The 21206-nt window shown below is 62.3% G+C and carries 19 protein-coding genes; 10 read left to right on the forward strand and 9 right to left on the reverse strand.

What is annotated here, in order from left to right; all coding sequences use genetic code 11:
- Positions 1 to 140 precede the first annotated feature (140 nt).
- From E3T41_RS01585 to E3T41_RS18875, 3 genes are all read right to left on the reverse strand, one after another.
- Positions 141 to 359 (reverse strand): hypothetical protein, encoded by a 219-nt coding sequence (locus E3T41_RS01585; RefSeq protein WP_134477005.1) that lies wholly within the window; start codon positions 357 to 359, stop codon positions 141 to 143.
- A gap of 150 nt (positions 360 to 509) precedes the next feature.
- The gene (locus E3T41_RS01590) at positions 510 to 1394 is read right to left on the reverse strand and encodes a virulence RhuM family protein (protein ID WP_198416380.1); all 885 of its coding nucleotides are present in this window, start codon (positions 1392 to 1394) and stop codon (positions 510 to 512) included.
- Positions 1387 to 1809: a DUF4357 domain-containing protein gene (locus E3T41_RS18875; RefSeq protein WP_092451430.1), complete on the reverse strand. Its 423-nt coding sequence runs from the start codon at positions 1807 to 1809 to the stop codon at positions 1387 to 1389. Before E3T41_RS18875 ends, E3T41_RS01590 begins: the two co-directional genes overlap by 8 nt.
- Positions 1810 to 2024: 215 nt before the next feature.
- Here E3T41_RS18875 and E3T41_RS01600 point away from each other — a divergent pair, with 215 nt between their 5' ends.
- The gene (locus E3T41_RS01600; RefSeq protein ID WP_092451428.1) at positions 2025 to 2558 is read left to right on the forward strand and encodes a hypothetical protein; all 534 of its coding nucleotides are present in this window, start codon (positions 2025 to 2027) and stop codon (positions 2556 to 2558) included.
- A gap of 202 nt (positions 2559 to 2760) precedes the next feature.
- Positions 2761 to 3075: a hypothetical protein gene (locus tag E3T41_RS01605; protein ID WP_134477008.1), complete on the forward strand. Its 315-nt coding sequence runs from the start codon at positions 2761 to 2763 to the stop codon at positions 3073 to 3075.
- Positions 3076 to 4316: 1241 nt separating this feature from the next.
- On the opposite strand, the gene E3T41_RS01610 is transcribed toward E3T41_RS01605, so the two are convergent.
- The 4 genes from E3T41_RS01610 to E3T41_RS01625 are packed head-to-tail and all read right to left on the reverse strand — an operon-like array spanning position 4317 to position 8308.
- Positions 4317 to 5573, reverse strand: a complete 1257-nt coding sequence (locus tag E3T41_RS01610; protein WP_092451422.1) for a Zn-dependent hydrolase — start codon at positions 5571 to 5573, stop codon at positions 4317 to 4319.
- Positions 5570 to 6808, reverse strand: a complete 1239-nt coding sequence (locus E3T41_RS01615; protein ID WP_092451420.1) for an amidohydrolase — start codon at positions 6806 to 6808, stop codon at positions 5570 to 5572. The genes E3T41_RS01610 and E3T41_RS01615 overlap by 4 nt, the downstream gene beginning before the upstream one ends.
- A complete protein-coding gene (locus E3T41_RS01620) occupies positions 6805 to 7530 on the reverse strand; it encodes a hypothetical protein (protein ID WP_092451418.1) in 726 nt (241 codons plus the stop codon). The genes E3T41_RS01615 and E3T41_RS01620 overlap by 4 nt, the downstream gene beginning before the upstream one ends.
- 22 nt (positions 7531 to 7552) lie before the next feature.
- Positions 7553 to 8308 (reverse strand): DUF5058 family protein, encoded by a 756-nt coding sequence (locus E3T41_RS01625; protein ID WP_092451416.1) that lies wholly within the window; start codon positions 8306 to 8308, stop codon positions 7553 to 7555.
- A 105-nt stretch (positions 8309 to 8413) separates the two neighbouring features.
- Between E3T41_RS01625 and E3T41_RS01630 the strand changes: the two genes are divergently transcribed.
- Positions 8414 to 9373: an Lrp/AsnC family transcriptional regulator gene (locus E3T41_RS01630; RefSeq protein WP_092451414.1), complete on the forward strand. Its 960-nt coding sequence runs from the start codon at positions 8414 to 8416 to the stop codon at positions 9371 to 9373.
- Positions 9374 to 9389: 16 nt separating this feature from the next.
- Here the strand turns inward: E3T41_RS01630 and E3T41_RS01635 are convergent, their stop codons facing one another.
- Entirely contained in the window at positions 9390 to 10817 is a 1428-nt protein-coding gene (locus E3T41_RS01635) for an amidase (RefSeq protein WP_134477010.1), read from the reverse strand.
- 421 nt (positions 10818 to 11238) lie between these two features.
- Positions 11239 to 11943: a TetR/AcrR family transcriptional regulator gene (locus E3T41_RS01640; protein ID WP_104132706.1), complete on the reverse strand. Its 705-nt coding sequence runs from the start codon at positions 11941 to 11943 to the stop codon at positions 11239 to 11241.
- A gap of 255 nt (positions 11944 to 12198) precedes the next feature.
- On the opposite strand from E3T41_RS01640, the gene E3T41_RS01645 reads away from it, so the two are divergent.
- The 7 genes from E3T41_RS01645 (at position 12199) to E3T41_RS01675 (ending at position 20539) form a co-directional block, all read left to right on the forward strand.
- Positions 12199 to 13842 carry a class I adenylate-forming enzyme family protein gene (locus E3T41_RS01645; protein WP_104132705.1) on the forward strand — a complete coding sequence of 548 codons (1644 nt, stop codon included), beginning with the start codon at positions 12199 to 12201 and terminating at the stop codon, positions 13840 to 13842.
- The gene (locus tag E3T41_RS01650; protein ID WP_092451406.1) at positions 13839 to 14621 is read left to right on the forward strand and encodes an SDR family oxidoreductase; all 783 of its coding nucleotides are present in this window, start codon (positions 13839 to 13841) and stop codon (positions 14619 to 14621) included. The genes E3T41_RS01645 and E3T41_RS01650 overlap by 4 nt, the downstream gene beginning before the upstream one ends.
- 79 nt (positions 14622 to 14700) lie before the next feature.
- Positions 14701 to 15948 carry an acyl-CoA dehydrogenase family protein gene (locus tag E3T41_RS01655; RefSeq protein WP_241990993.1) on the forward strand — a complete coding sequence of 416 codons (1248 nt, stop codon included), beginning with the start codon at positions 14701 to 14703 and terminating at the stop codon, positions 15946 to 15948.
- Positions 15948 to 17048, forward strand: coding sequence for a phosphotransferase family protein (locus tag E3T41_RS01660; protein WP_198415539.1), 1101 nt, complete (start codon positions 15948 to 15950; stop codon positions 17046 to 17048). The genes E3T41_RS01655 and E3T41_RS01660 overlap by 1 nt, the downstream gene beginning before the upstream one ends.
- A 45-nt stretch (positions 17049 to 17093) precedes the next feature.
- On the forward strand, positions 17094 to 18278 hold the full coding sequence (locus E3T41_RS01665; RefSeq protein WP_134477012.1) for a thiolase family protein: 1185 nt from the start codon (positions 17094 to 17096) through the stop codon (positions 18276 to 18278).
- On the forward strand, positions 18275 to 19195 hold the full coding sequence (locus tag E3T41_RS01670; protein ID WP_134477015.1) for a 3-hydroxyacyl-CoA dehydrogenase family protein: 921 nt from the start codon (positions 18275 to 18277) through the stop codon (positions 19193 to 19195). Before E3T41_RS01665 ends, E3T41_RS01670 begins: the two co-directional genes overlap by 4 nt.
- Positions 19196 to 19228: 33 nt before the next feature.
- Positions 19229 to 20539 (forward strand): MFS transporter, encoded by a 1311-nt coding sequence (locus tag E3T41_RS01675; RefSeq protein WP_134477018.1) that lies wholly within the window; start codon positions 19229 to 19231, stop codon positions 20537 to 20539.
- Positions 20540 to 21206: the final 667 nt, after the last annotated feature.

Consider the following 21206-nt stretch of genomic DNA (forward strand, 5'->3'; position numbering starts at 1 on the left):
ATCCAAGCAAGCTGATCGAGTGATCATTGGACCCAGAGTCGCGGCGTCGCAGGTTCAAGTCCTGGGATCCGGCGATTCACGGCCGCACGCCAGCTGTGCGTTCCGCAGCGGTTTTGCCGCCAGAACGAGCGTGCTTCCCGTCATGGCGCAAGAACGGAGTCTTCACGGCGTTGCTTTAACCTTGGCCAATACTGACGCACGTCGTAGACGCGGGACTGAATTTTCTGTTGCAGATAGTCAACATCGATGTGAGAGGTGCCCACGCGCTGATCCCAATTACCGGCGCACTCGTAGCCTCGCGCCTGAAAGAGCTCGACGACGCGCTCTTGAGTTTTTCTTTCGACCTGCCTGACGCTCACGTTTTGTCCCCCAACTATCTATCCCCCGTTTTCGGCGGCGTGCCTCCTTCAATCATCCGCTTGCTGAACTCGTCGAAATCCGAAATCGCACTGGCAGAGTCGAGGCGCTTGAACGCCTCGAACTCGCGTACTGCGTGCGCGACGGCGAGATCATGCCCTACCCGCATCCCGCAAAATCTCGCGATCATTCAGAGTCAGAAACCCGTCGAGTTTGCTCACCCAGTCAGCCATGCGCATCGGAACGCGCCGCTCGGCCTGCCCGGCAGCGAAGACCAGGTACTGCTCGGTCAAGTTCTGCAGGGCAGACAACTCTGGTTCGGTGTAGTAATTCTTCGCGATCGACACAGCGGACTTGTGGATGCGTGGCTTGCGCCAGATGGTGAGCCCCATGTTCGGCTTCGTCGCATCCGCCCGTGACTGCACCACTTCGGCCGCTGTCTGACCGGTGATCGCCCAATGCAATTTGTTCTGCACCGTGCCATAGAACGTCTGGGTCACGGCGGCGTCGTTGTCGTAGTCAACGGACGTCGCGTATACGTCGGTGATCTTCTGGTAGAAGCGCCGCTCCGAAGTTTGGATGTCCTGGATGCGCCGCAGCAGCTCATCGAAGTAATCAAAGGGGACATCGGGGTTCTTCAACCGCTCATCGTCGAGAACGAACCCCTTTACGATGTACTCACGCAGCCGCTTGGTCGCCCAGACCCGAAAGGCCGTGGCTGTCTTCGACCGCACCCGGTAGCCGACCGAGATGATCATGTCGAGGTTGTAGTGCGCGCGCTTGCGGGACACGTCGCGGGTTCCTTCGCTGCGAACCGACAAGTATTCCTTGTGAGTTGCCGTTGGGGTCAGTTCATCCTCTTCGCAAATATTCCTGATATGCAGGCTGACGTTTTGTTGGGACGTGTTGAAAAGCTCGGCAAGCTGCGCCTGCGTGAACCACACCGTGTCTCCATCGAAGCGGACATCGATGCGCGCCTGGCCGGATTCATCCCGGTAGACAAGAAACTGGCTCTTCGAGGGCGTGGGCTCAGACACCGGCTAACTGCCCATCACCGAGGCCGCGACTCTGCCAATGCCCGAATGTTTCGCCGGCTTCCGTGCTCAGCCACGCTGTGCGACCGTTGCACGCTCGCCCGGTAATCACGGCCCCGGCGGCCGACGGCGACGCGAAAGCCACGTCTCGAGTGAACATCGCCGTTCCGGACGAGTCAACGACAATAGACCCGTCACCGAGGAGCTTTGCGTGCAATCCCCCATAGCCGTGCCGCTTTCCTACCCACATCGGCCGGGCCCCTGAACCCTGCAATACGGTGAACTCGCCATCAATTTCTCGCGCTTGCGCAGTGATTGCTGCCTTAGCCAGAGAAATTGTGAAGACCGGTGATGCTTCGATCGGTTGGGGTGACTGATCTACGCGTGGTGGCGACTGCAGGATTGGCTGAGGCCGCATCACTCGACCCGCGGATTTCTGTTGTCTCTGTGCAGGATCGTGTCGTTTTTCTTGCCGGTGAGCGCATGGAAGACGGACTGCTCAGGGGGCGCGCACCATCCCGTAGACCTGCGCCGGCACGTGGGCGAGTCGCGTGGGGGCGGTTCGCTCTGTTCCGGGTGCTCCTTCGGACGCCGCGACCGCGAACCCAGATCGATCTCGCCGCTGAGTGCGGTGTGTCGCAGGTAGCCATTTCCAACGCACTCCGCGCGCTGGACACCGCGGTGACTCGCGAAACGGGCGGCTGGCACGCACTGCGGCCCGACGCATTGTGGGAGCAATTCCTAACGAAATATCCGGGGCCGCAAGGCATTACCAGCTACTGGATGGGGCTGGACTCCATCACGCGGCAGGCGCAAGCTGCTCAGGACGCTGCCGCCGAGTTGAACGTGCTCCTGTCAGGGGACCCGGCCGCTGATCTGATAGCGCCGTGGCGCATGGGCCGCCGCGCGGTCGTTTACGCGCAAACAGGCCTTGACCTGGCCCAATTCGGTTTTTCCGAAACCACGCGAGAGAACGCCACCCTTGAATGTGTGGTTCCAGCTGATCCCACGATCTGGTCGACCGCCCGTGCCTGGACGTCGACGGGGTCCGGCTGGATAGCCGACCCGGTCCTCGTGGCGTGGGATGTGCAGCGGACGGGGGGTCCCGACGCGGCCGACGCTGTCGAGAGAATCCGGCGAGCGGTTCTGGCGGGTTGGCTCCCGTGATCAGGCGTCGGATCGAGACCGTCGCTACATCGAACGCGGACGACGCGGCCTTCCGCGCTCTCGCCGACGTTGCCGAGATCACAAAACGGATCGGCGATGTCCGCATCATCGGCGGCCACCTGGCGAGTCTGTTGCTCACCGCGTTGATCCGATCGTCCTCGAAGTTGGCGTCTTGTTGACGGACGGAACGCGGCTTGATTTCGTGGTCCGCGTGCCCCCGGTCGAGCTCGCCCTCCTTTTCAAGGCCTATGCCGCACAGTCACGCCACGCGCCCAAGGACATCACCGATCTCTACAACCTCCTGTCGATCGCGTTCGAGTATCCAGTCGACCAGATCGGTGGCTGGAAGATTGGAACTCCTCCCGTATCCGGAACGAGACTCGACGCCGCTCGAACCCTGCATGCCCTTGCGGACTCGGCACGCCAGAGCCTTGTCGTGGCCCACTCGGGCGTACCAGCTGACCGACTGGCGGCGCTCATCAGGGCACTCGTCGCGAATCCTGCCCCAGGGGTCTAGCGGCGGCACGCTGTGCCTGCCTCCGATGCAATGATCGAGCGGCACTGAGATTCCAGTTCCATGGCCAGACGAGAGCGCTCGACGCGGTCGGACCAATCAATGGTCGGATGCCCACCATTGACCCACCTAAATCAACCGTGACCGACCGAACATGGACGCGTACGCTCAGATGAAGTGAACCGCCCGGTTCCCTGCAAGATCAAGGGAATCCGCGAGTTCCCGAGACATTCGGTCACGGCCAGAATCGCCCCGATTCTGCAAGGGGTCGCGTGTTCGAATCACGTCAGCCCGACGAGACAAAAAAGTGCTGGTAGATCGCAAGATTTACTGGGACTTTTTGGATTCTATTTGATTTACCTGCTCGCTCACCTATTCTTTTGGGCGCGATTCCGGCTGAGCCCCGGCGGCACGATAGTTATAATTCTATTCGACTGGTCGACTGATCGACTGCGGCTAGGCACGAACGCACTAGCAACACCCCAACAAGTTGGCAGAAGCCTCCTCAACGCCGAAGATGCCGAGGCCGAATGGATCGGACTCAACTAGTGCGTGAAGTGTCTTCGACGCACCTACGGGCTGCCGGCATCCGTTGTGCCGCCGTTCTGGCACCGGGACTCCTAACTCGTCTGAGAACTCTCTGCCGTGCATCTGCACGGGCTCGCGCCTACGACCCCGCCCAGCACTGCTCGGCCCCGTTCGGATGGCTCCGCGAATTCGGCGACGCCCGCCAGCGCCTCCGCGACTGGGTGGACGCGGCTGGAGCGTGATCGGCCGACGCGCCAGACGGCTTGGCCGCCGAACCGCCTGCGAAGGCAGACGACGACGACGTCAGCGACCGCGACGAGAACGTGGCGCGGAGGCGGGATTCCGAGGCTGCGTTCTATACCTGCGGGAAATATCAATGGTCACCGGAATGCCTAACCAAACGTGATGGCGAATCGTGGCTTGCCCCTCGGTATCTAATCATGTGACTCCCCGCAATGTCACGAACATGTATGGTCGGCTAGCATTCTGATCGGTCCTGCGTAGGCACGTTCCAGGGAAAAACATCATCTCGAAAAGAGGCATCACCCATTTCTTCTCCGGAACGCGTGAATCCTGTTTGACTGCCTTCTTTTATTGAACGGCGGAAATGTACTCCTGGGGTGCGTCGCGCTGGGTCAGCTCGAGAACCACATGTTGGCCTATAGAATCCCGGGAGCACTTCTCGCTGGCCACCTTGAAGGCGCGGGGCGGGACCATCAGTCGCGGGCGAGGCTCAGCAGGGTGTCGAGCAGCACATTCGCGCCGTTCTCCACGTCGATCCACGCAGTGTTCTCCTCGGGGCAGTGGCTGCGTCCGTCGATGCTCGGCACGAAGATCATGCCCGTCGGCGCCAGCTGAGCCATGTTTTGCGAGTCATGGCCAGCCCCGGACGGCAGCGAGCTGTACAACAACTCACGCGCGGCGGCCGCGGCCTCGATGGTCGCCTGAATGCTGGCGTCGAGCCGAACCGGCGGGATCGTGACCTCAAAATCGAACTCCACTTGCACCCCGTAGCGCAGCGCAATCTCCCGGGCCACATCCACGATGGTCGTTTGCAGGGCGTCAACCAGATCCGTCTCCGCTTCCCGAAAATCCACCGTAACCCTGGCCAGCCCTGGGATCACGTTGGCGCTTCCCGGCTCGACCGTCACGATTCCCGAGGTGACGACGGCACGCTCGCTAACGCTTGAGGCCACTTCGGGCAACGCCACGAGCAGCGCGCCGGCGGCAGTGAGGGCGTCGCGGCGCTGGTTCATCGGGGTGGTGCCGGCATGGTCGGCCCGGCCTCGGAACGACACCACGCCGCCGCCGAGCGCCACGATGCCGGTGACCACGCCGATGTCGTGCCCGAGCTGCTCGAGCGTCGGTCCCTGCTCGATGTGCAACTCCACCGTGGCGTGCAGCGTAGCGGGGTCCAGCTTGGTCGCCGTGGCCGCATCGAGGTCTCCGCCGGTGGCCGCAAAGGTGTCAGCGAACCGGTCGCCGTCTCGACCGGTGAGCGACTCCAGCTCGGTGCGGGAAAATCCTCGTGCGAGTGCGCTCGACCCGAACAGATGGGCGTAGTTGCCCTCCTCGTCGGTGAACATGACCGCCCGCACCGGCCGGTCTAGGGCTGGGCGTTCCTCTTGGATGCGGCGCAGGCATTCCAGCGCGGCGAGCACACCGAGCGCCCCGTCGAATGCGCCCCCGTTTGGCACGGTGTCGATGTGCGACCCGGACCACACGGCGGGCTGGGCCGCAGTCCGGGCATCGTAGTCGGGCGATACGACGATGTTCCCGATGCCGTCCACTTCCGCCCTGAGACCGGCTTCGGCGCAGCGCCCGAGCAGCCATGCGCGAGCCTCGCCATCCGCTGCCGAGAAGGAAGTGCGATCCAGGCCGCCGCCCGGCCCGCATCCGATGCTGCCGAGTGCTTTGAGGTCAGCGACCAGTCGGGGTCCGTTGACCGAGAGTCGGGCTGTTGAGGTGTTCATGCGGCGCCGCCCGGCGTGCCGACCCGCGACAGTATGGCGGTGAGGGCGGCGGTGAGCCCGGCTGCCAAGGCCGGCTCGGAGTCGGGGGCGAAATGTGGGGAGTGGTTGCCGGCGACGGATTCGGTTGCGTCGATGGTTTGCTGGGAATAGCCGCCGAACATCCAATACACCGAGGGTACGCCGATGGCCTCGGCAAGCAGTCCGAAGTCCTCACTTCCCATCACTGGCGGAACCTCTTTTACGCCGTTCGCTCCGAGGGCGCCGCTGAGCGCAGCGATCAGTTGTTGGGTAGCCGCCGGGTCGTTGTAGCAGCGGGGGAATGTGGAGAGCACCTCGATCATCGGATCGGGGGCTCCGGATGCTTGTGCTTCGGCCGCGATGATGCGGCGCAGCGAATCCAGTACGCGGGTCCGCACTTCGACGTCAAAAGTGCGCACGTTTACAGTGAACTCGGCAGTGGCGGGGATGATGTTTTCCTTGAGTCCGCCGTGGAAGGTGCCGACCGTGACCACAGCGGCCTTCATCGGGTGCACCTCTCGCGACACGACGGTCTGCAGACGCACGACCATGTGAGCGCCGATCACGATCGGGTCGATCGACTGATCGGGCTGGGAGCCGTGGGCCTGACGGCCGTGCACGGTCACCTTCCAGGAATCAGCCATCGCCATCGCCACACCGCTGCTGATGTCGACGGTGCCAGCGAGGCCGGGCCATACGTGCTGGCCGAAGACGATCTCGGGGCGGGGGGCGCGGTCCCACAGCCCGTCGGCGAGCATGGCTACCGCTCCCGCTCCGGTCTCTTCCCCGGGTTGGAAGATGAACACCACGGTGCCTGCCCAAGCCGACGGGTGGGTGACGAGGTGCTCGGCCAGTGTCAACGCGACTGTCATGTGAGTGTCGTGGCCACACCCGTGCATCGCAGGCACGTCGGTGCCGTCGGCCAGGGTGCCGCGGGCGGTGCTCGCGTAGTCGAGTTCGGTCTCTTCCTGGATAGGCAGGCCGTCGATGTCGGCGCGGTAGGCGACCGTGGGACCGGCGCCGTTGCGCAGGATACCGACGACGCCGGTCCCGCCGCAGCGGAAGGTCTCGAGCCCGAGATCATCAAGGCGCCGGGTGAGGAACGCACAGGTCTCGGTCTCCTGCATGGACAGTTCCGGATGCGCGTGCAGGTGCCGGTACAGCTCCTGCATCGTGCGGGTCGTGGTGTCATCAGTCGGAAGTAGGGTCACGGTCATGAGATCTCTTTCGTGGAGTCGGAACGGGGCTTGCTGCGAAGGAACCAGGCCAGCACGGCGGTGGTGACGACGGTAATTCCGGTGGCGAGGTTTGCGACGCTGGGGACGGCGGGCACGAGCACAAAGAAGACGAACGCGGCTGTGCCGATGGCGATAAGCGTGACGCGAGGTTGTTTCAATGACACCACGAGCTGCACGATGACCCCGCCGATGATGCTGGGGAAGATGTACAGGCGCGCGACGTCGGTGACGTCGGCTGGCACGATGTTGACCAGCCAAGAGCCGAATAGACCGACAAACACCAGCATGAAGAACACGTGCACCATCGCGGCGCCGCAGATGGCCATCAGGGCTGAGAATTCGCCGCGCTTGGTGCCAGCCTTAGCGCCGATGGCCGCTTGGGCGACCAGTGCAGAGGGGAGCAGCTTGTTGGCGATGTTGCCGATCATGAACGCCTGGTACATTGCCGCGGGACCAAGGATCGGGTAGTAGGTGATCGGTTCGACCACCCACAGCACCGAGAACACGGCGGCAACGGCGAGGAACGCGATCCAGACCTGTGTCTGCGTGATGCCAAGGTCGGCGAAAAGCACCAGGTAGAGCGGCGCGGCGAGTGACATGACCAGTGCGGCGATCATGGTGGACCGACCCCAGCGGCTCGTTGTGCGGTCGAAGGTCGCCAAATCGGCGGACGGCGTGGTGATCACTGTTGTGGAGGACATGCTGGCCTTTCTCGATGTTGGTTCAGGCGACCGGTGCGAGGCCGGTGGTGTGGGCGGTGTATGCGACGATGAGGCCGATCACGATGGAGAAGCCGAGCCCCCATTCGCGTAGCCAGCCCAAGTTGAAGCGGCGTGCCAGGAACAGGCAGGCGCCCATCACCGCGGCCGAGGTGACAACGGTCAGGATGTGCACGGGGGTTTTGCCGAGCTCGCCGATGCCGAGGCTCGCGAACGCTCCGAGGAGCGCGGCAGCGGGGATGATGGCCATCAGGGTGGGGTTCACGCTGCGCAGCCGAGAGTCGCCGCGTTTAAGCAGCGGGGTCAACACCAGGGTGGCGATCATCCACATGGCGCCGGAGAGGCTCATCGCCATAAATGCGACGGCGAACACGCTCTGGGTGTAGCTCGCGTCGCCAAGGGCTGCTCCCATGGTACTGGCGGCAATACTGGCCGAAGCAGTCTCGGTGGCAGCCGACCCGACCAGACCGACGCGCACTAGCACAGCCGGGGTTCCGAACAGGCTGAGCAGGGCCACACTGACGAGCACTACCGCCAGGGAGGGGCCAATTGCGGCCACGGCGCCGGCGCGGAACGAGGTTTTCAGTTCGGCCGAGCTGATGCCGGCCGCCGGCGCGGCGATCCGGGCCGCACGTATGTACACGACCGTTTGCAGGATGATGGCGGCGAACACGCCGACAGCCAAAATCCACAGGATTGGCAGGTTGGCAATGGCAAGGATGTCGGTTGAGTCAGGGTCACCGGGTAGGGACGTAATCATAAGTGCTCCAGTGCTGGAATGCGGGTGGGGCAGTGAGTGATGATAAGTTCGGCGCTAAGGAAATCCTTGTATTTTCAAGGAACGGCGTACGAGCAAGGATGGATTGTGCGGCTACTGGATCCCTTGGAGCGGCGGATTGCGGCCGCGCTGCAGTTCGACGGGCGCAGCTCTTGGAGCCAAATCGCCGTCGTGCTCGGCGAACCGGAGCGCACTGTCGCCCGCCGGGGCAGTGAACTGATCGAAGCCCGGCTGGTGCAGGTGGCCGGACTCCGCCCACAATCCACCTCGGTGATCATCCGCGTTCAGACCGCGCCGGGCACCACGCGCGCGACCGCGAACGCACTGGCGCAGCGTCGCGATTCGACCTTCTCGTACACGATGACCGGCGGCGTGGACTGTGTCGTCGAAGTGCTGACCGAGGCCGAGCTGATGCCGGCACTGCTCACGGACGAGATCCCCGGTACGGTCGGTTTGGTGCGCGCGGTTAGCTACCCCGTGATGCGCTACTTCCGCACCATCCGCGGCTGGCAGCCTGACTTGCTGACGGAGGTCGAAGCTGATGCCCTGCGGGCCGGTGTAACGACGGACACGTGGAGTCTGCAGGAGCCGCAGCGGCTGAGCCGGGTCGACAACGAGATCGTGGAGGCGCTTTGCCGAGACGGGCGGGTGTCCTGCGAACGGTTGGCCCGCCTGACTGGGGTGTCCAACGCCACGGCCCGCCGCCGCACGGAATGGCTGCTGCAGAACAACCATGTTTACATTCGGGCGGTCGTTGAACCGGCGAGTGTCGGCCTTCCCGTCGAAGCGTTTTTGTGGATCCGCAGCGACCCGAAGAACGTCGAGGCGGTCGGGCGAGAGCTCGCGGCCTCGCCGCTGGTGAGGTACGCAGCCGCGGTCGCCGGCGACTACCAGATCGTAGCGAATGTCACGGCGAAGGACCAAGCTGCCCTCTATGCCTGCGTGACGTCCGCGCCTTGGGTTGCTCACACCAAATCGATTGATGTCAGTCTGCTGCTCGAGGCTTTCAAACGAGGCGGACGAGTGCTGCAGCCCGCGCGAATCTGAACGTCGACGACGCATCTCAGCTACCTATGTCGCGCAGATCGGGAGCCTGCCACGCATAGCGGGTGGCCTGTTCGAAGCTGTACCCCACCTGCAGCAGCTCGACATCCTGCCCGTGGTCCATGACCAGCTGTAATCCGACCGGCAGACCGGACTCGCTGAAACCCGCTGGCACGCAAAGCGCGGGAAGCCCGGTCGCAGAAACGACGCAGGCGGAACGCATCCACTCAAGGTAGTTCTCAAACGGCACGCCGTCGATCTCGGTCGGATACCGCAGGGCGGCATCGAAGGGAAGCAGCTGGGCGGCCGGACTCGCGAAAACGTCGTAGCGGGCGAAGAAGATACGAGTCTTTTGCGCTAACCGGGTGCGGGCCAGCGCGGCCGAGACGACGTCGGCTCCGTTCAGAGCAAGGCCGCGCTCCACATTCCAGCGCACCTCGGGTTTAATCTTGTCGCCGTGCCGGGCCACAAGATCGCCGTAGGACAAGGCAAAGTCGAACGCGCGCACTGTGCTGAACACCTCATCGGCGTCACGCAGATCAGGGGCCGCCTGCTCCACTGTCGCGCCGAGGTCTTCGAACACCTGCAGCTGCTGATGCAGCACGCGCAGCACCTCTTTCTGCACCGGAATTCCCAGACCGAAATCGTCGGACCAGCCGATGACGAGCCCTGTGAGATCGCGCTGCAGCGGCTCAAGAAACCGGTGTGCCGGCACCGGGTTGAAATACGGTGTAGCGGCGTCTGGTCCCGCAATCACCGACATGGCCAGGGCAATATCGGTCACCTCCCGGGCCAAGGGACCGCTGCGAGAGAGCCAGTTCCAGGCGTTACGGCTCGGCTGCAGGGGGACCACGCCGAGCGACGGCCGGAATCCCACCACGTTGCAAAAAGAGGCGGGAATGCGCAGCGAGCCGCCCATGTCGCTGCCGTCGCTAATGGCCTGGATGCGTGCGGCCAGAGCTGCGGCGGCCCCTCCGCTACTGCCGCCCGCGCTGAGAGAGGGGTCATACGGGTTGGTGGTCGTTCCGAAGACCTCGTTGAAGGTGTGCGACCCGGCCGCGAACTCCGGCACGTTGGATTTACCGGTGGTGACGACACCGGCGGCCTTGAACCGCTCGATGATCAGATCGTCGTGATCGGGCACGTGGTCAGCGAACACTGGTGACCCGAAGGTCGTGCGCAGGCCGGCGGTGGAATGCGTGTCCTTATGCGTGATCGGAACGCCGTGCAGTGGAGGCAGATCGTCGCCGCTCAGGGTGCGGGTGTCGGCGGCCACCGCAAGGTCGCGGGCCGCTTCACGATCTTGGGTGACGATGGCGTTGATGCGAGGGTTCACCCGGTCGATCTGGGCGAGGTGCGCGTCGAGGGCTTCGTTGGCCGAGATCTCGCGTCGGCGAATGGCTAGAGCGAGCGCGGATGCTGACAACTCGGTGATCTGGTCGCTCACAGTTCATCTCCTGCTTGGGCGGTAGACCGGATGTCTCCGGTGGGTAGAAGTCTCGTGGTCGGCAGGCGCGACAGTGAGCGGAGGCCCGTGAAAATGTCCGTTTGAATGGTTATAGCCACGATTTTGGCCGAATTCGTCTTGGAGGGGCGGCTTGTGAAAAAAGTGAAATATGCGGCGGTTGCGGTCATTTTCACTGAATGCAGGTGGCTAGCCGGGTTCGTAGGGCACCAAAGAAACCCTGACAGTAGGGACCTTTGGGAATGACGTATCGCTCAGAGTCGCATTCGTCGCCTTGGTTCCTGCACGGTGTCGAGAAACCACACAGCGGGACGTGACCCGAATCCTCGAACCTAAGGGCAGTCTGGTCGCTCCGTGCAGCGGCCAGACGAGATAGCCAAAATTCACTGGTCGCTGCTCACTGTCAGCCGCGGTCCGGCCTGCCTCGCGCATCTGTTCGTAAAGGCGTGGGCGCCGTGAGGACACTCCGTCTTTGAGAGCCTGAGCCAACCCCTAAAGTCATTCGGGCGATGTTGGCATATCTGATGGCCAGCTCTTCGGGCGAAAGCTCACCGTCATGGCGGTACCACTGCGCAATACCGGTACACATAGTCACGATGGCTCGGCTGGTGTCTTTGGGGTGCTCAGCGTCAAAGATCCCCTCCCGCATACCCTGATTGATGATGTTGTCCACCATCTGCTGCTGCTTATCGCGGGATTTGATGTGCGCCGTTCGCGACTCGCCTTCCAGACTTCGGATCTCACTAGCAGCGATGAAGGCGAGCTCACTGCGGTGAGCGTGAAAGAGCGCCAGACATTCGATCAGCAGGCGAAACTGTTCCTCCACTGAGGAACCTGCCTCCGCTATAGCGTCTTCGCTCCTGACCAATAAATCCTCCATCGCAAACTGTACGATCGCCACCAGCAGTGCCTGCTTGGAGGCGTAGTGGTGATATAGGCCCGGTACGGAGAGCTTGGCCCGAGCGGCCACAGTGCGAATCGTCGTGCCGTGATAGCCGTGCTCCACAAAACTATCCAAAGCGGCTTGGAGCAGGGGTGGCAGAATATTTTCGGAATATTTGCGCCACACGCACGCATTCCCGACTCTTTTCGCAGTCTCAACTTTCACGAATACTCCTTCAACTGTAAACGCCTGCTTGCTATTGTCTGCCTTGACAGATGATGGCGTCTACTCCAGACTAACTCCTACCGAGCGATCGCTCGGTAGGAGTTAGTAAGTCAATTTCGGCGAAGATGCCGGAGGGGGGCGGCTGTCGTGACTCGTTCAACTATGACCAACCGTTGTGAGATCGGCTCTTCGGTAGAGAGTCGTTCTGGGATCAACGCCGTAGAGGATTCTCAGACCGCACCAGACGTTCTTAGCATGGATGTACGTGCAGAGATGCGGTACGAGTCCACCGTAGAGGCGTGGAAGGCCCGCGTCGCCGCCAATCCGGATCGCGTCGCACTTCGCTATTTCGATGGCAGGATGACTGCCGCCGAAGTCGACCGTGCCTCCGACGCTCTCGCTATAGCGCTCGAGGCCCGCGGCACAATTCGCGGTGCCCGGGTAGGTATCTACCTCCAGAACACGCCCCATTATGCGCTCGCCCTGCTGGCCCTCTGGAAATTGGGGGCGACGGCACTGTTGCTGAACCCCATGTACAAACGTAGAGAGCTGCGCCGTCTCGTTGACGACTCGGGTGCCATCGGTGTTATTTGTGCCGATACGGCTGTGTCGGAAACTCGTCAAACGCTTGCCGGAGGCACCGCTTGCTGGCTCATCAGTACCTCTGCACGTGACTTTCAGACGCGGAACGATCCGCGCAGCTGTGACATGACAACACGCCCGGCAGCTTCGGCTGACGGGGACGTTGCGGCTCTGATTCGCGAATTCGACGGCTTGCGACCCGCTGACATTGAGCTGACCCGCGACGACGTGGCGCTCTTGACCTATACCTCTGGAACGACCGGGCCGCCTAAGGGCGCCATGAACACCCACGAAAACGTCCTGGCCGTCGCCACGACGTTTGGCCGCTTTGCACGGCTGGCCCCCGGTGACGTCGTCATGGCCGTGGCCCCACTATTTCATATTACTGGCGCCGTAATTAACGCTGCGATCTCACTGTTCACCGACACAACCTTGGTTTTTACGGGCCGCTTCGACCCCGATGTCGTGTTGGAGGCCTTCGCCGAGCATAGGGTCAGCTTTACCATCGGCTCGATTACTGTGTTCAACGCGATTTTGGCGCTTCCGCATGCCAGCGCCAGCCATTTTACCGCCGTCAAGACTCTGTATTCCGGCGGGGCGCCAATCCCGCCGGCCACCGTGGAACGCTTCAAAAAACGCTTCGGCGTCTACATCCACAATGCCTATGGATTAACCGAAAGCACGTCCGGTGTAATTGCCGTCCCGCCCTGTGCCGAGGCGCCGGTCGACGCCTCCAGCGGCACTCTTTCCATCGGCATTCCACTACCACACGTTGTAGCCAGAGTCATCGACCAGAACGGTCAACCCGTTCCGCCGGGTACCCAGGGCGAGCTGGAATTATCTGGACCCCAAATTATCCCGGGTTACTGGAATAATCCGGACGCTACCACCCACGCAATGCCCGGAGGCAGGTTTCGCACCGGCGACGTGGCCATCATCGACACCCAAGGCTGGGTTTATCTGGTCGACCGGCTTAAAGACCAGATCAACGTCTCCGGGTATAAGGTCTGGCCCCGCGAGGTCGAGGACACGCTATACGAACATCCCGCAGTCCATGAGGCCGCTGTGATCGGCCAGGCGGATGAGTACCGCGGCGAAACCGTCGTCGCTTTCGTGTCCCTGAAATCAGGTGCATCGGCCACTCCAGCAGAACTCATCGCATTCACCAAAGAGCGCCTCGCAGCTTACAAGTACCCCCGCATCGTGCACATCATCGACGACCTACCCAAGACACAGACCGGAAAAATTCGCCGCCAGGAGCTCCGTGATGAAAACACGGCAGCCCAGGGCGTACCGTCCCAGAAAGACAGATTATGAGCGAGCACCCCGTCCAAGCGCACCGCCTTGAGGGCAAGACGGCCATCGTCACGGGCGCCAGTCGCGGTATCGGGCTGGCCATCGCCTTGCGGCTGGTGGCGGAGGGCGCTCAGGTCTGTATCACCGCCCGTAACACCGAGGCGTTACACGATGCGGCCGCCCAATTCCCGAAAGGATCCGTAATTCCGCTCGCCGGCAAAGCCCACGATCCGGACCACCGCCTCGAGGTTCTCAATGCCGTCGCCGAAACCTTCGGCCAGCTGGACGTCCTCGTCAACAATGCGGGCATCAACCCCGTCTACGGATCGGTGATGGATCTAGATCTGTCCGCCGCGCGCAAAATTACCGAGGTGAACGTCTTCGGTACCCTGGCCTGGATTCAGGATGCTTACCACCACGTTGCCCTGGATTTCGCCGGCCGCGGCGGCACCGTGATTAACGTGTCTTCGGTCACCGGACAGACACCGGCACCCGGCATCGGTTTCTATGGCGTGACCAAGGCGGCCATCGCGCATCTGACCCGCACTCTCGCCGTCGAAATGGGGCCGAAGATACGAGTGAACGCGGTCGCACCGGCGGTTGTCAAGACGCAATTCGCCCAGGCCCTGTACGAAGGTAAGGAAGCAGAAGTCGCCGCGAGATATCCTCTGGGCCGCCTCGGCAATCCAGAGGATGTCGCCGCCACCGTTGCTTTTCTCGCGTCCTCAGATTCGGCCTGGATCACCGGTCAGGTCATCAACCTTGACGGCGGCCTGCTTGCGGCCGGCGGCACCGCTTAACATCCCCACTCATCGGCCCCCACCCGCGAAAGGAAATAGAACAATGAGCACCGAGTCACTGCCCGTCGACATCGAAGATTTGCGAATCCGCACCCGCGAATTCATCCGCAGCACGGTCATTCCCGCCGAGCCGAGGCCGGGCGAGCGCCTGGGCCAGGCCACCCGGGACCGGCTACAAGCGGCGGCGAAGGCCGCCAATGTCTTTGCCCCGCACGTCCCTAAGGAATTCGGCGGCCAGGGCGTCCCCATTCAGCAGTGGTCCGCAATCTTTCAAGAGGCCGGATATTCCCCGATCGGCGCGTCCGCGCTCAACTGCATGGCGCCGGACGAAGGCAATATGCACATGCTAAATCTGATCGCTACGGAGGCGCAGAAACAGCGATACCTTGTACCCCTGGCCGCCGGCACGTCGCGGTCCTGCTTCGGAATGACCGAGCCGCACCCTGGTGCCGGTTCAGATCCGGCCGCCCTGCTCACCGTGGCGACAAAGGTCGACGGTGGATGGTCCATTAAAGGTCACAAACGGTTCACAAGCGGCGCCGACGGCGCAGCCTTCTGCATCGTGATGGCCCGCACCGAGGCCGTCGGAGACGCCCCGACCGGTGCCACCATGTTCCTGGTCGATCTCGACAACCAAGGCATCCGGCTCGGCGAAAGCATCCACACCATGGACCGTGCCATAGCTGGCGGTCATCCCCACATTTATCTCGATGACTGCTTTGTGGCGGATGACGCGGTACTGGGGGCCGTCGGACTCGGCTTCAGATATGCCCAAGTGCGCCTCGGCCCCGCCCGGCTCACGCACTGCATGCGCTGGCTTGGCCTGGCGCGGCGCTCGCTGGACATTGCCCTCGACCGGATCGAGCGCCGTGAGCTGTTCGGCTCTCCGATGAAGAACCTGGGCCTTGCCCAGGAATTGATTGCCCAATCGGTGATCGATATTGAAACCTCTGACGCCATCATCACTAAGACCGCCGCGCTGCTCGACACGGATCCACGGGCCGGATCCGCAATGTCCTCCATTGCCAAGGTGCACTGCTCGGAAGCGATCTTCCGGGTGGTCGACCGCGCCATCCAGCTCTGCGGTGGCGACGGCGTTTCCGACGCGCTTCCCTTGGCCGCGTACCTGAACGAGGTTCGTCCGTTCCGAATTTACGACGGCGCTAACGAGACCCATAAATGGGCCATCTCCCGGCGCGCCTCGTCGATGCGGAAGCGGGCCGTCGATGCGGGCGAGCCGTACCTGGCCGATGTGCACGGTTCCACTACGGACCGTCGTATTCTGCGCGCCGCTGATCTCAACACCGAGCTGGCGGAAATTCACTGATGCACACCGCTCCCGACGGCGTCGAAGTCGTCGCCAGCCGCACCGATGCGGCACAGTTGGGCTCACCGGCGCTTCTCATTCTGGACGCAGTCGAAGAGTTCATGGATGCTAGGGGCCTCGGTGCCGGCCGGCTGTCCTGGGGTCGGATTGGAGATGGGCAATCCAATATCACCTATCGTCTCCAGCGTGGCAGCGAGGTGTTTGTGTTGCGCCGGGGGCCACGTCCCCCCCTGCCGCGTTCCACCCATGACATGGTCCGTGAGGCCCGAATCCAGCAGCTGGTCAGAAAGCAGGGAGTACCGGTTCCGGAAATCCTCGCTGTCTGCGACGATGAGTCGCTTCTCGGTGTTCCCTTTTACATCATGTCGTTCCTGGGCGGCACCGTCATCACCGATCGCATTCCGAACTACCTCGGTTCCATGACGCAGCGTGAGGCAACCAGCACCGCCGTTGTCGACACCCTGGTGCAGCTGCATCAGGTGGATGTTTCTTCCGGTGAGCTGGCTACGTTCGGGCGTCCGGAAGGCTACCTGAAGCGACAGGTCGAGCGCTTTTCTGCCCTGTGGGAGGTGAACACCACCCGGAATCTGCCCGAGGTCGTCAGCATCGGTGGTTGGCTGGAACGCAATATTCCCACCAGCCAGGCCGCCACAGTGATCCACGGTGACTTCCGAGCCGGCAACCTGATGTTTGAACCGTCGTCCCCGGCACGCGTGATGGCCATCCTGGACTGGGAAATGGCCACGGTGGGTGACCCGTTGGCAGATCTTGGCTATCTCACGGCAACCTATTCGGAACCCGGAAGTTTTCCTACGCCGCTCGAGTTGACCAGCGTGACCCGCGAACCCGGATATCTCTCCCGTGATCAGCTCATTTCGCGGTACCGCGAGCGAATGCATCTGGATTTGGATGCGCTGCCCTGGTACCAGACGCTGGCCCTGTGGAAGGCATCCATCTTCTGCGAAGCCATTTACACCCGCTGGCTCAAGGGTGAACGACCGGGCGACACCGGCTTCGGCCCCTCGCTGGAAGAAGGCATCCCGAGGCTACTGGACGGAGCCCGGCAGTTTGCCGGCGTCGGCTCGACCGTCGCATCCTGAACCCATTCACGCCAAGCACATTCACGTCATAGAAGCGAGATTGCAGTGTCAGAGCAGAAGATAGTTATCGTTGACGGAGCCAGAACGCCCGTCGGGAAATACAACGGGGCCCTGGCGGCCGTGCCAGCACACCAGCTGGGCGCTATTGCTGCGGCCGCGGCAATGGCGCGCAGCGGCGTTACCGCGGCCGATATCGACGAGGTCATCATGGGCTGCGTCGGCCAAGCCGGTGCGGATGCCTACAACGCCCGCCGCGTCGCTCTGGCAGCCGGCGTGCCCGAGCGCACCCCCGCCTTCACCGTGAATAGGCTCTGCGGCAGCGGTCTGCAGGCCATCTGGTCGGCTGCGCAGCAGCTGCGCTGGGGCGGAGCCGACGCCATCCTGGCCGGCGGCGATGAATCGATGTCCCGGATGCCCTTCCTGGATTACAACGCCCGCGGCAATGCCCGGCTGGGGGACCGCACCCAAATCGACGGCACACTGGCCATGCTCACCGACCCGTTCAGCGAAAAACACATGGGTGTCACCGCCGAAAACGTAGCCCAAAAATACGGGGTGTCTCGGCGGGAACAGGATGAGTTTGCCTGGGAGAGCCAACGCAGAGCGGGCACCGCGGAAGCCCAGGCGGTATTTCTCGAGGAAATCACGCCGGTTCTGGTTCCCGGAAAAAAGCCGGTGACTGTGACCGTCGATGAGGCACCGCGCCCGGACACTACCCTTGAAACGCTGCAGGGGCTCCGCCCGGCGTTTCAGACGGGGGGCAGCGTGACCGCCGGCAACTCATCGGGAATCAACGATGGCGCCGCGGCCGTTATTCTGATGAAGGACAGCACGGCCCGCGAACGAGGACTCGGTGGCCTGGCCACTCTGGAATATGTCGCGACGGCGGGGATCGATCCGGCGCTGATGGGCTATGCCCCGGCCCTGGCGCTGCGAAAACTCTTTGACGAGACCGGACTCAGTCCGGCAGATATTGAGATCGTCGAGCTTAACGAAGCGTTCGCGGCCCAGTCCGTCGCCGTCATCCGTGACCTGAAACTTGATCCAGAAAAGACCAACCCCTACGGCGGGGCTATCGCCCTGGGCCACCCCATCGGAGCGACCGGCGCCATCCTGACCCTCCGTGCCGCCCGGCATTTGCAGCGCAGCGACACGGAATATGGCATCGTCACGCTGTGCATCGGCGGCGGTCAGGCACTCGCCGCTCTGATCAGGAGGTACGAGGCATGACGCCTCAAACGGCAATATCGAGGATCAAAACGGTCGGTGTTGTCGGCTCGGGTGCCATGGGCCGCGGAATCGCCGAAAGCTGCCTCCGCGCGGGCAGGACGGTGCTGCTGCATGATACTTCAACAGATGCGCTGCGGGCTGCCCGAACGCACATTGAGGCGGCGCTGCAACGCTCGGTCGACAAGCATCAAAGCAGCGGTCAGGACACCGAATCCTGGTTGTCCGCACTGCACACGGTGGAGGACCTGTCACAATTCTCGATGTGTGACCTGGCCATCGAGTCCGTGCCGGAAATCCTCGAGATCAAGCTTTCCGTGCTGGGACGGCTGGAGAAATGCGTTCCTGTCGAGACCATCATTGCCACCAACACTTCCTCGATTCCCATTACCAAACTCGCCGGAGCCCTGACCCGGAGGGGTAGGTTCCTTGGGCTGCATTTCTTCAATCCCGTTCCCAGGATGAACCTCGTGGAGGTCATCCCGACCGTCCTGACCGACCCGCACACCGTGACGGCCGTCGAACATTTTGTGCGCGCGAGCCTGCACAAAACACCGCTGACCATTGATGACAGACCGGGTTTCGCGGTCAACGGGCTCTTGATCCCCTATCTGCTCTCGGCGGCTCGCATGCTGGACGCCGGCTATGCCTCCGCGAAAGACATTGACGACGGTATGAAACTCGGTTGCGGGCATCCCATCGGGCCACTGGAGCTGTCGGATTTCATTGGGCTTGACGTGGTCTGCGACGTGGCCGACTCCATTTATGCCGAGTCCAAAGACCCGGCCACCATCGTTCCGAACAACCTACGTCGGCTGGTCGAGGCCGGACAGCTCGGACGAAAGACCGGGGCCGGATTCTACCCGCACGACAAAGTGTCCGACCTGCGACCCATCGACATCCCGCTTGGGACGCACTGACGTGAATACCTTAAGGCAAAGGAGCCTTTTCTGATGACCCAGATCGACGAGACCAATAACGATACGGCCAGACCAACCAGCGGCGTGACCGAACGGTCGAAGCGGCGGGATCTAATCGCCAGCACTCTCGGCAACGTTCTCGAATGGTATGAGTGGAGCGCCTACGCGGTCTTTGCGCCGTTCATCGCCGCTGCCATGTTCAATCCCGACGATCCCATCTCCGGACTCCTCTCGACCCTGGGAGTATTCGCCGTCGGCTTCCTGATGCGACCACTCGGCGGCATCGTCTTCGGCATGGTCGCCGACCGGCGCGGGCGCAAATTCGTCCTGGTCACCACAATGCTCATGATGGCTGGCGGAAGTCTGGCCATGGCTCTGATGCCGACGTATCAGAATGCCGGCGCCTGGGCGTCACTCCTTCTGCTCATGGTCAGGGTCATCCAGGGGTTTGCTCACGGCGGAGAAACCGCGACCGCCTATACCTACGTGGCGGAAATTGCGCCTCGGCGGCATCGCGGACTCTGGGGCAGTGCCGTGTTCATCGCCATCTTCGGCGGATCTGTACTCGCCTACGGTGTCGCCGGCGGTGTGACCAATATTATGCCCGACGACAGTGTGGCCGAGTGGGGATGGCGCATCCCGTTCATCCTCGGTGCTTTCCTCGCCCTGGCGGCTCTATATATGCGTCGCAACATGGGCGAAAGTGAAGTATTCGACGAGCACACGGCCGGCACCGAAAAGCCGGCACCGCTCCCAAAGGCCCAGGTTACGCGCGCAATCGTGCTGATGATCGCCATGACCTCCGGGGTGACAGCCGCTCACTACACCTGGACCTCGTACGCCTCCACCTACGCGATCACCCAGAAAGGCATGGACTCGGGCACCGCCTTCTGGATGACCCTGCTGGCCCAGTTGATCGCTCTGGCAACCCTGCCGCTCTGGGGATGGATTTCCGACCGAGTCGGGCGGCGCCCGATGATGCTGATCTTCGCCGTTCTTATGATCGCGCTGTCCGTCCCACTGACCGCCATGATTGGTTCTGCAGGGTGGACGCTCCTGCTCGCCTCGGCGATCGCCCTGGTGATCGTCGCTATCCCCGGCGCTTTGCTCTCGGCGATCCTCTCTGAAAATTTTCCGACCAGAATCCGCACCAGGGCCATCGGATTCGCCTATTCCATTTCGGTGGCCGTGTTCGGCGGCACCGCCCCCTATCTAAACGCTCTCTTCAACTCCCTGGATATTGGCTGGCTGTCCAGTGTCTATATCGTCATTCTCTGCGCGTGTACCGGTGTGGCCTGTTTCATGATGAAGGAAACCAAGGGCATCGATTTAAAGGACGCCTAAAATGGGCGGTCGGCGGCGCGGCGCAGTGTCCCACCGTCGACACTTTCTCTAACGGCCACAGTAATTTCCCGCCCCGAGAAGATCGATTTTCGGCTCATTTATTTAGCCGTGCACGACGCCGGTTACTTTATTTCGAAGTCACGTCTTTCGCGCCACTTCGCATCAGCTTTTCACATTTATCCTGGCTGAATGCGCACTATTAACCCACCTAAATCAACCGTCGCCGACCCAACCTGAACGCGTACACTCAGATCAAGCGAACCGCCCGGTTCCCTGAAAAATCAAAGGAATCCGCGAGTTTCGAAGACATTCAGTCGAGTTCAGAATCGCCTTCGATTCTGCAGGGGGTCGCAGGTTCGAATCCTGTCAGCCCGACCAAAAGTCCGTTCGCAAAACGGCCCGGTCGGAACAAAAAGAAATCGCTCCTGAGGATTCTCAGGAGCGATTTCTGGTATGAGGGGATGCTGCGCGAGCGTCCGCCAGTTATTTGAGGCGGTGGGCTGTCGGCCGGTTATTCTGGGTCAGACCCGCCTCACTTGCCGGCGAGAGTATGAAAAATGTAGCCTCTATTTTCGTCCTTTGTCATCGCCGCAACTCCAATGACCAGCCGCTGTGCCCAGCTACACTCCGCCGGAGTCGTGGTGCTCCTGGGGAACGTCACAGCGGT

The organism is Cryobacterium sp. Hh38 (assembly GCF_004403235.1).
GTDB lineage: Bacteria > Actinomycetota > Actinomycetes > Actinomycetales > Microbacteriaceae > Cryobacterium > Cryobacterium levicorallinum.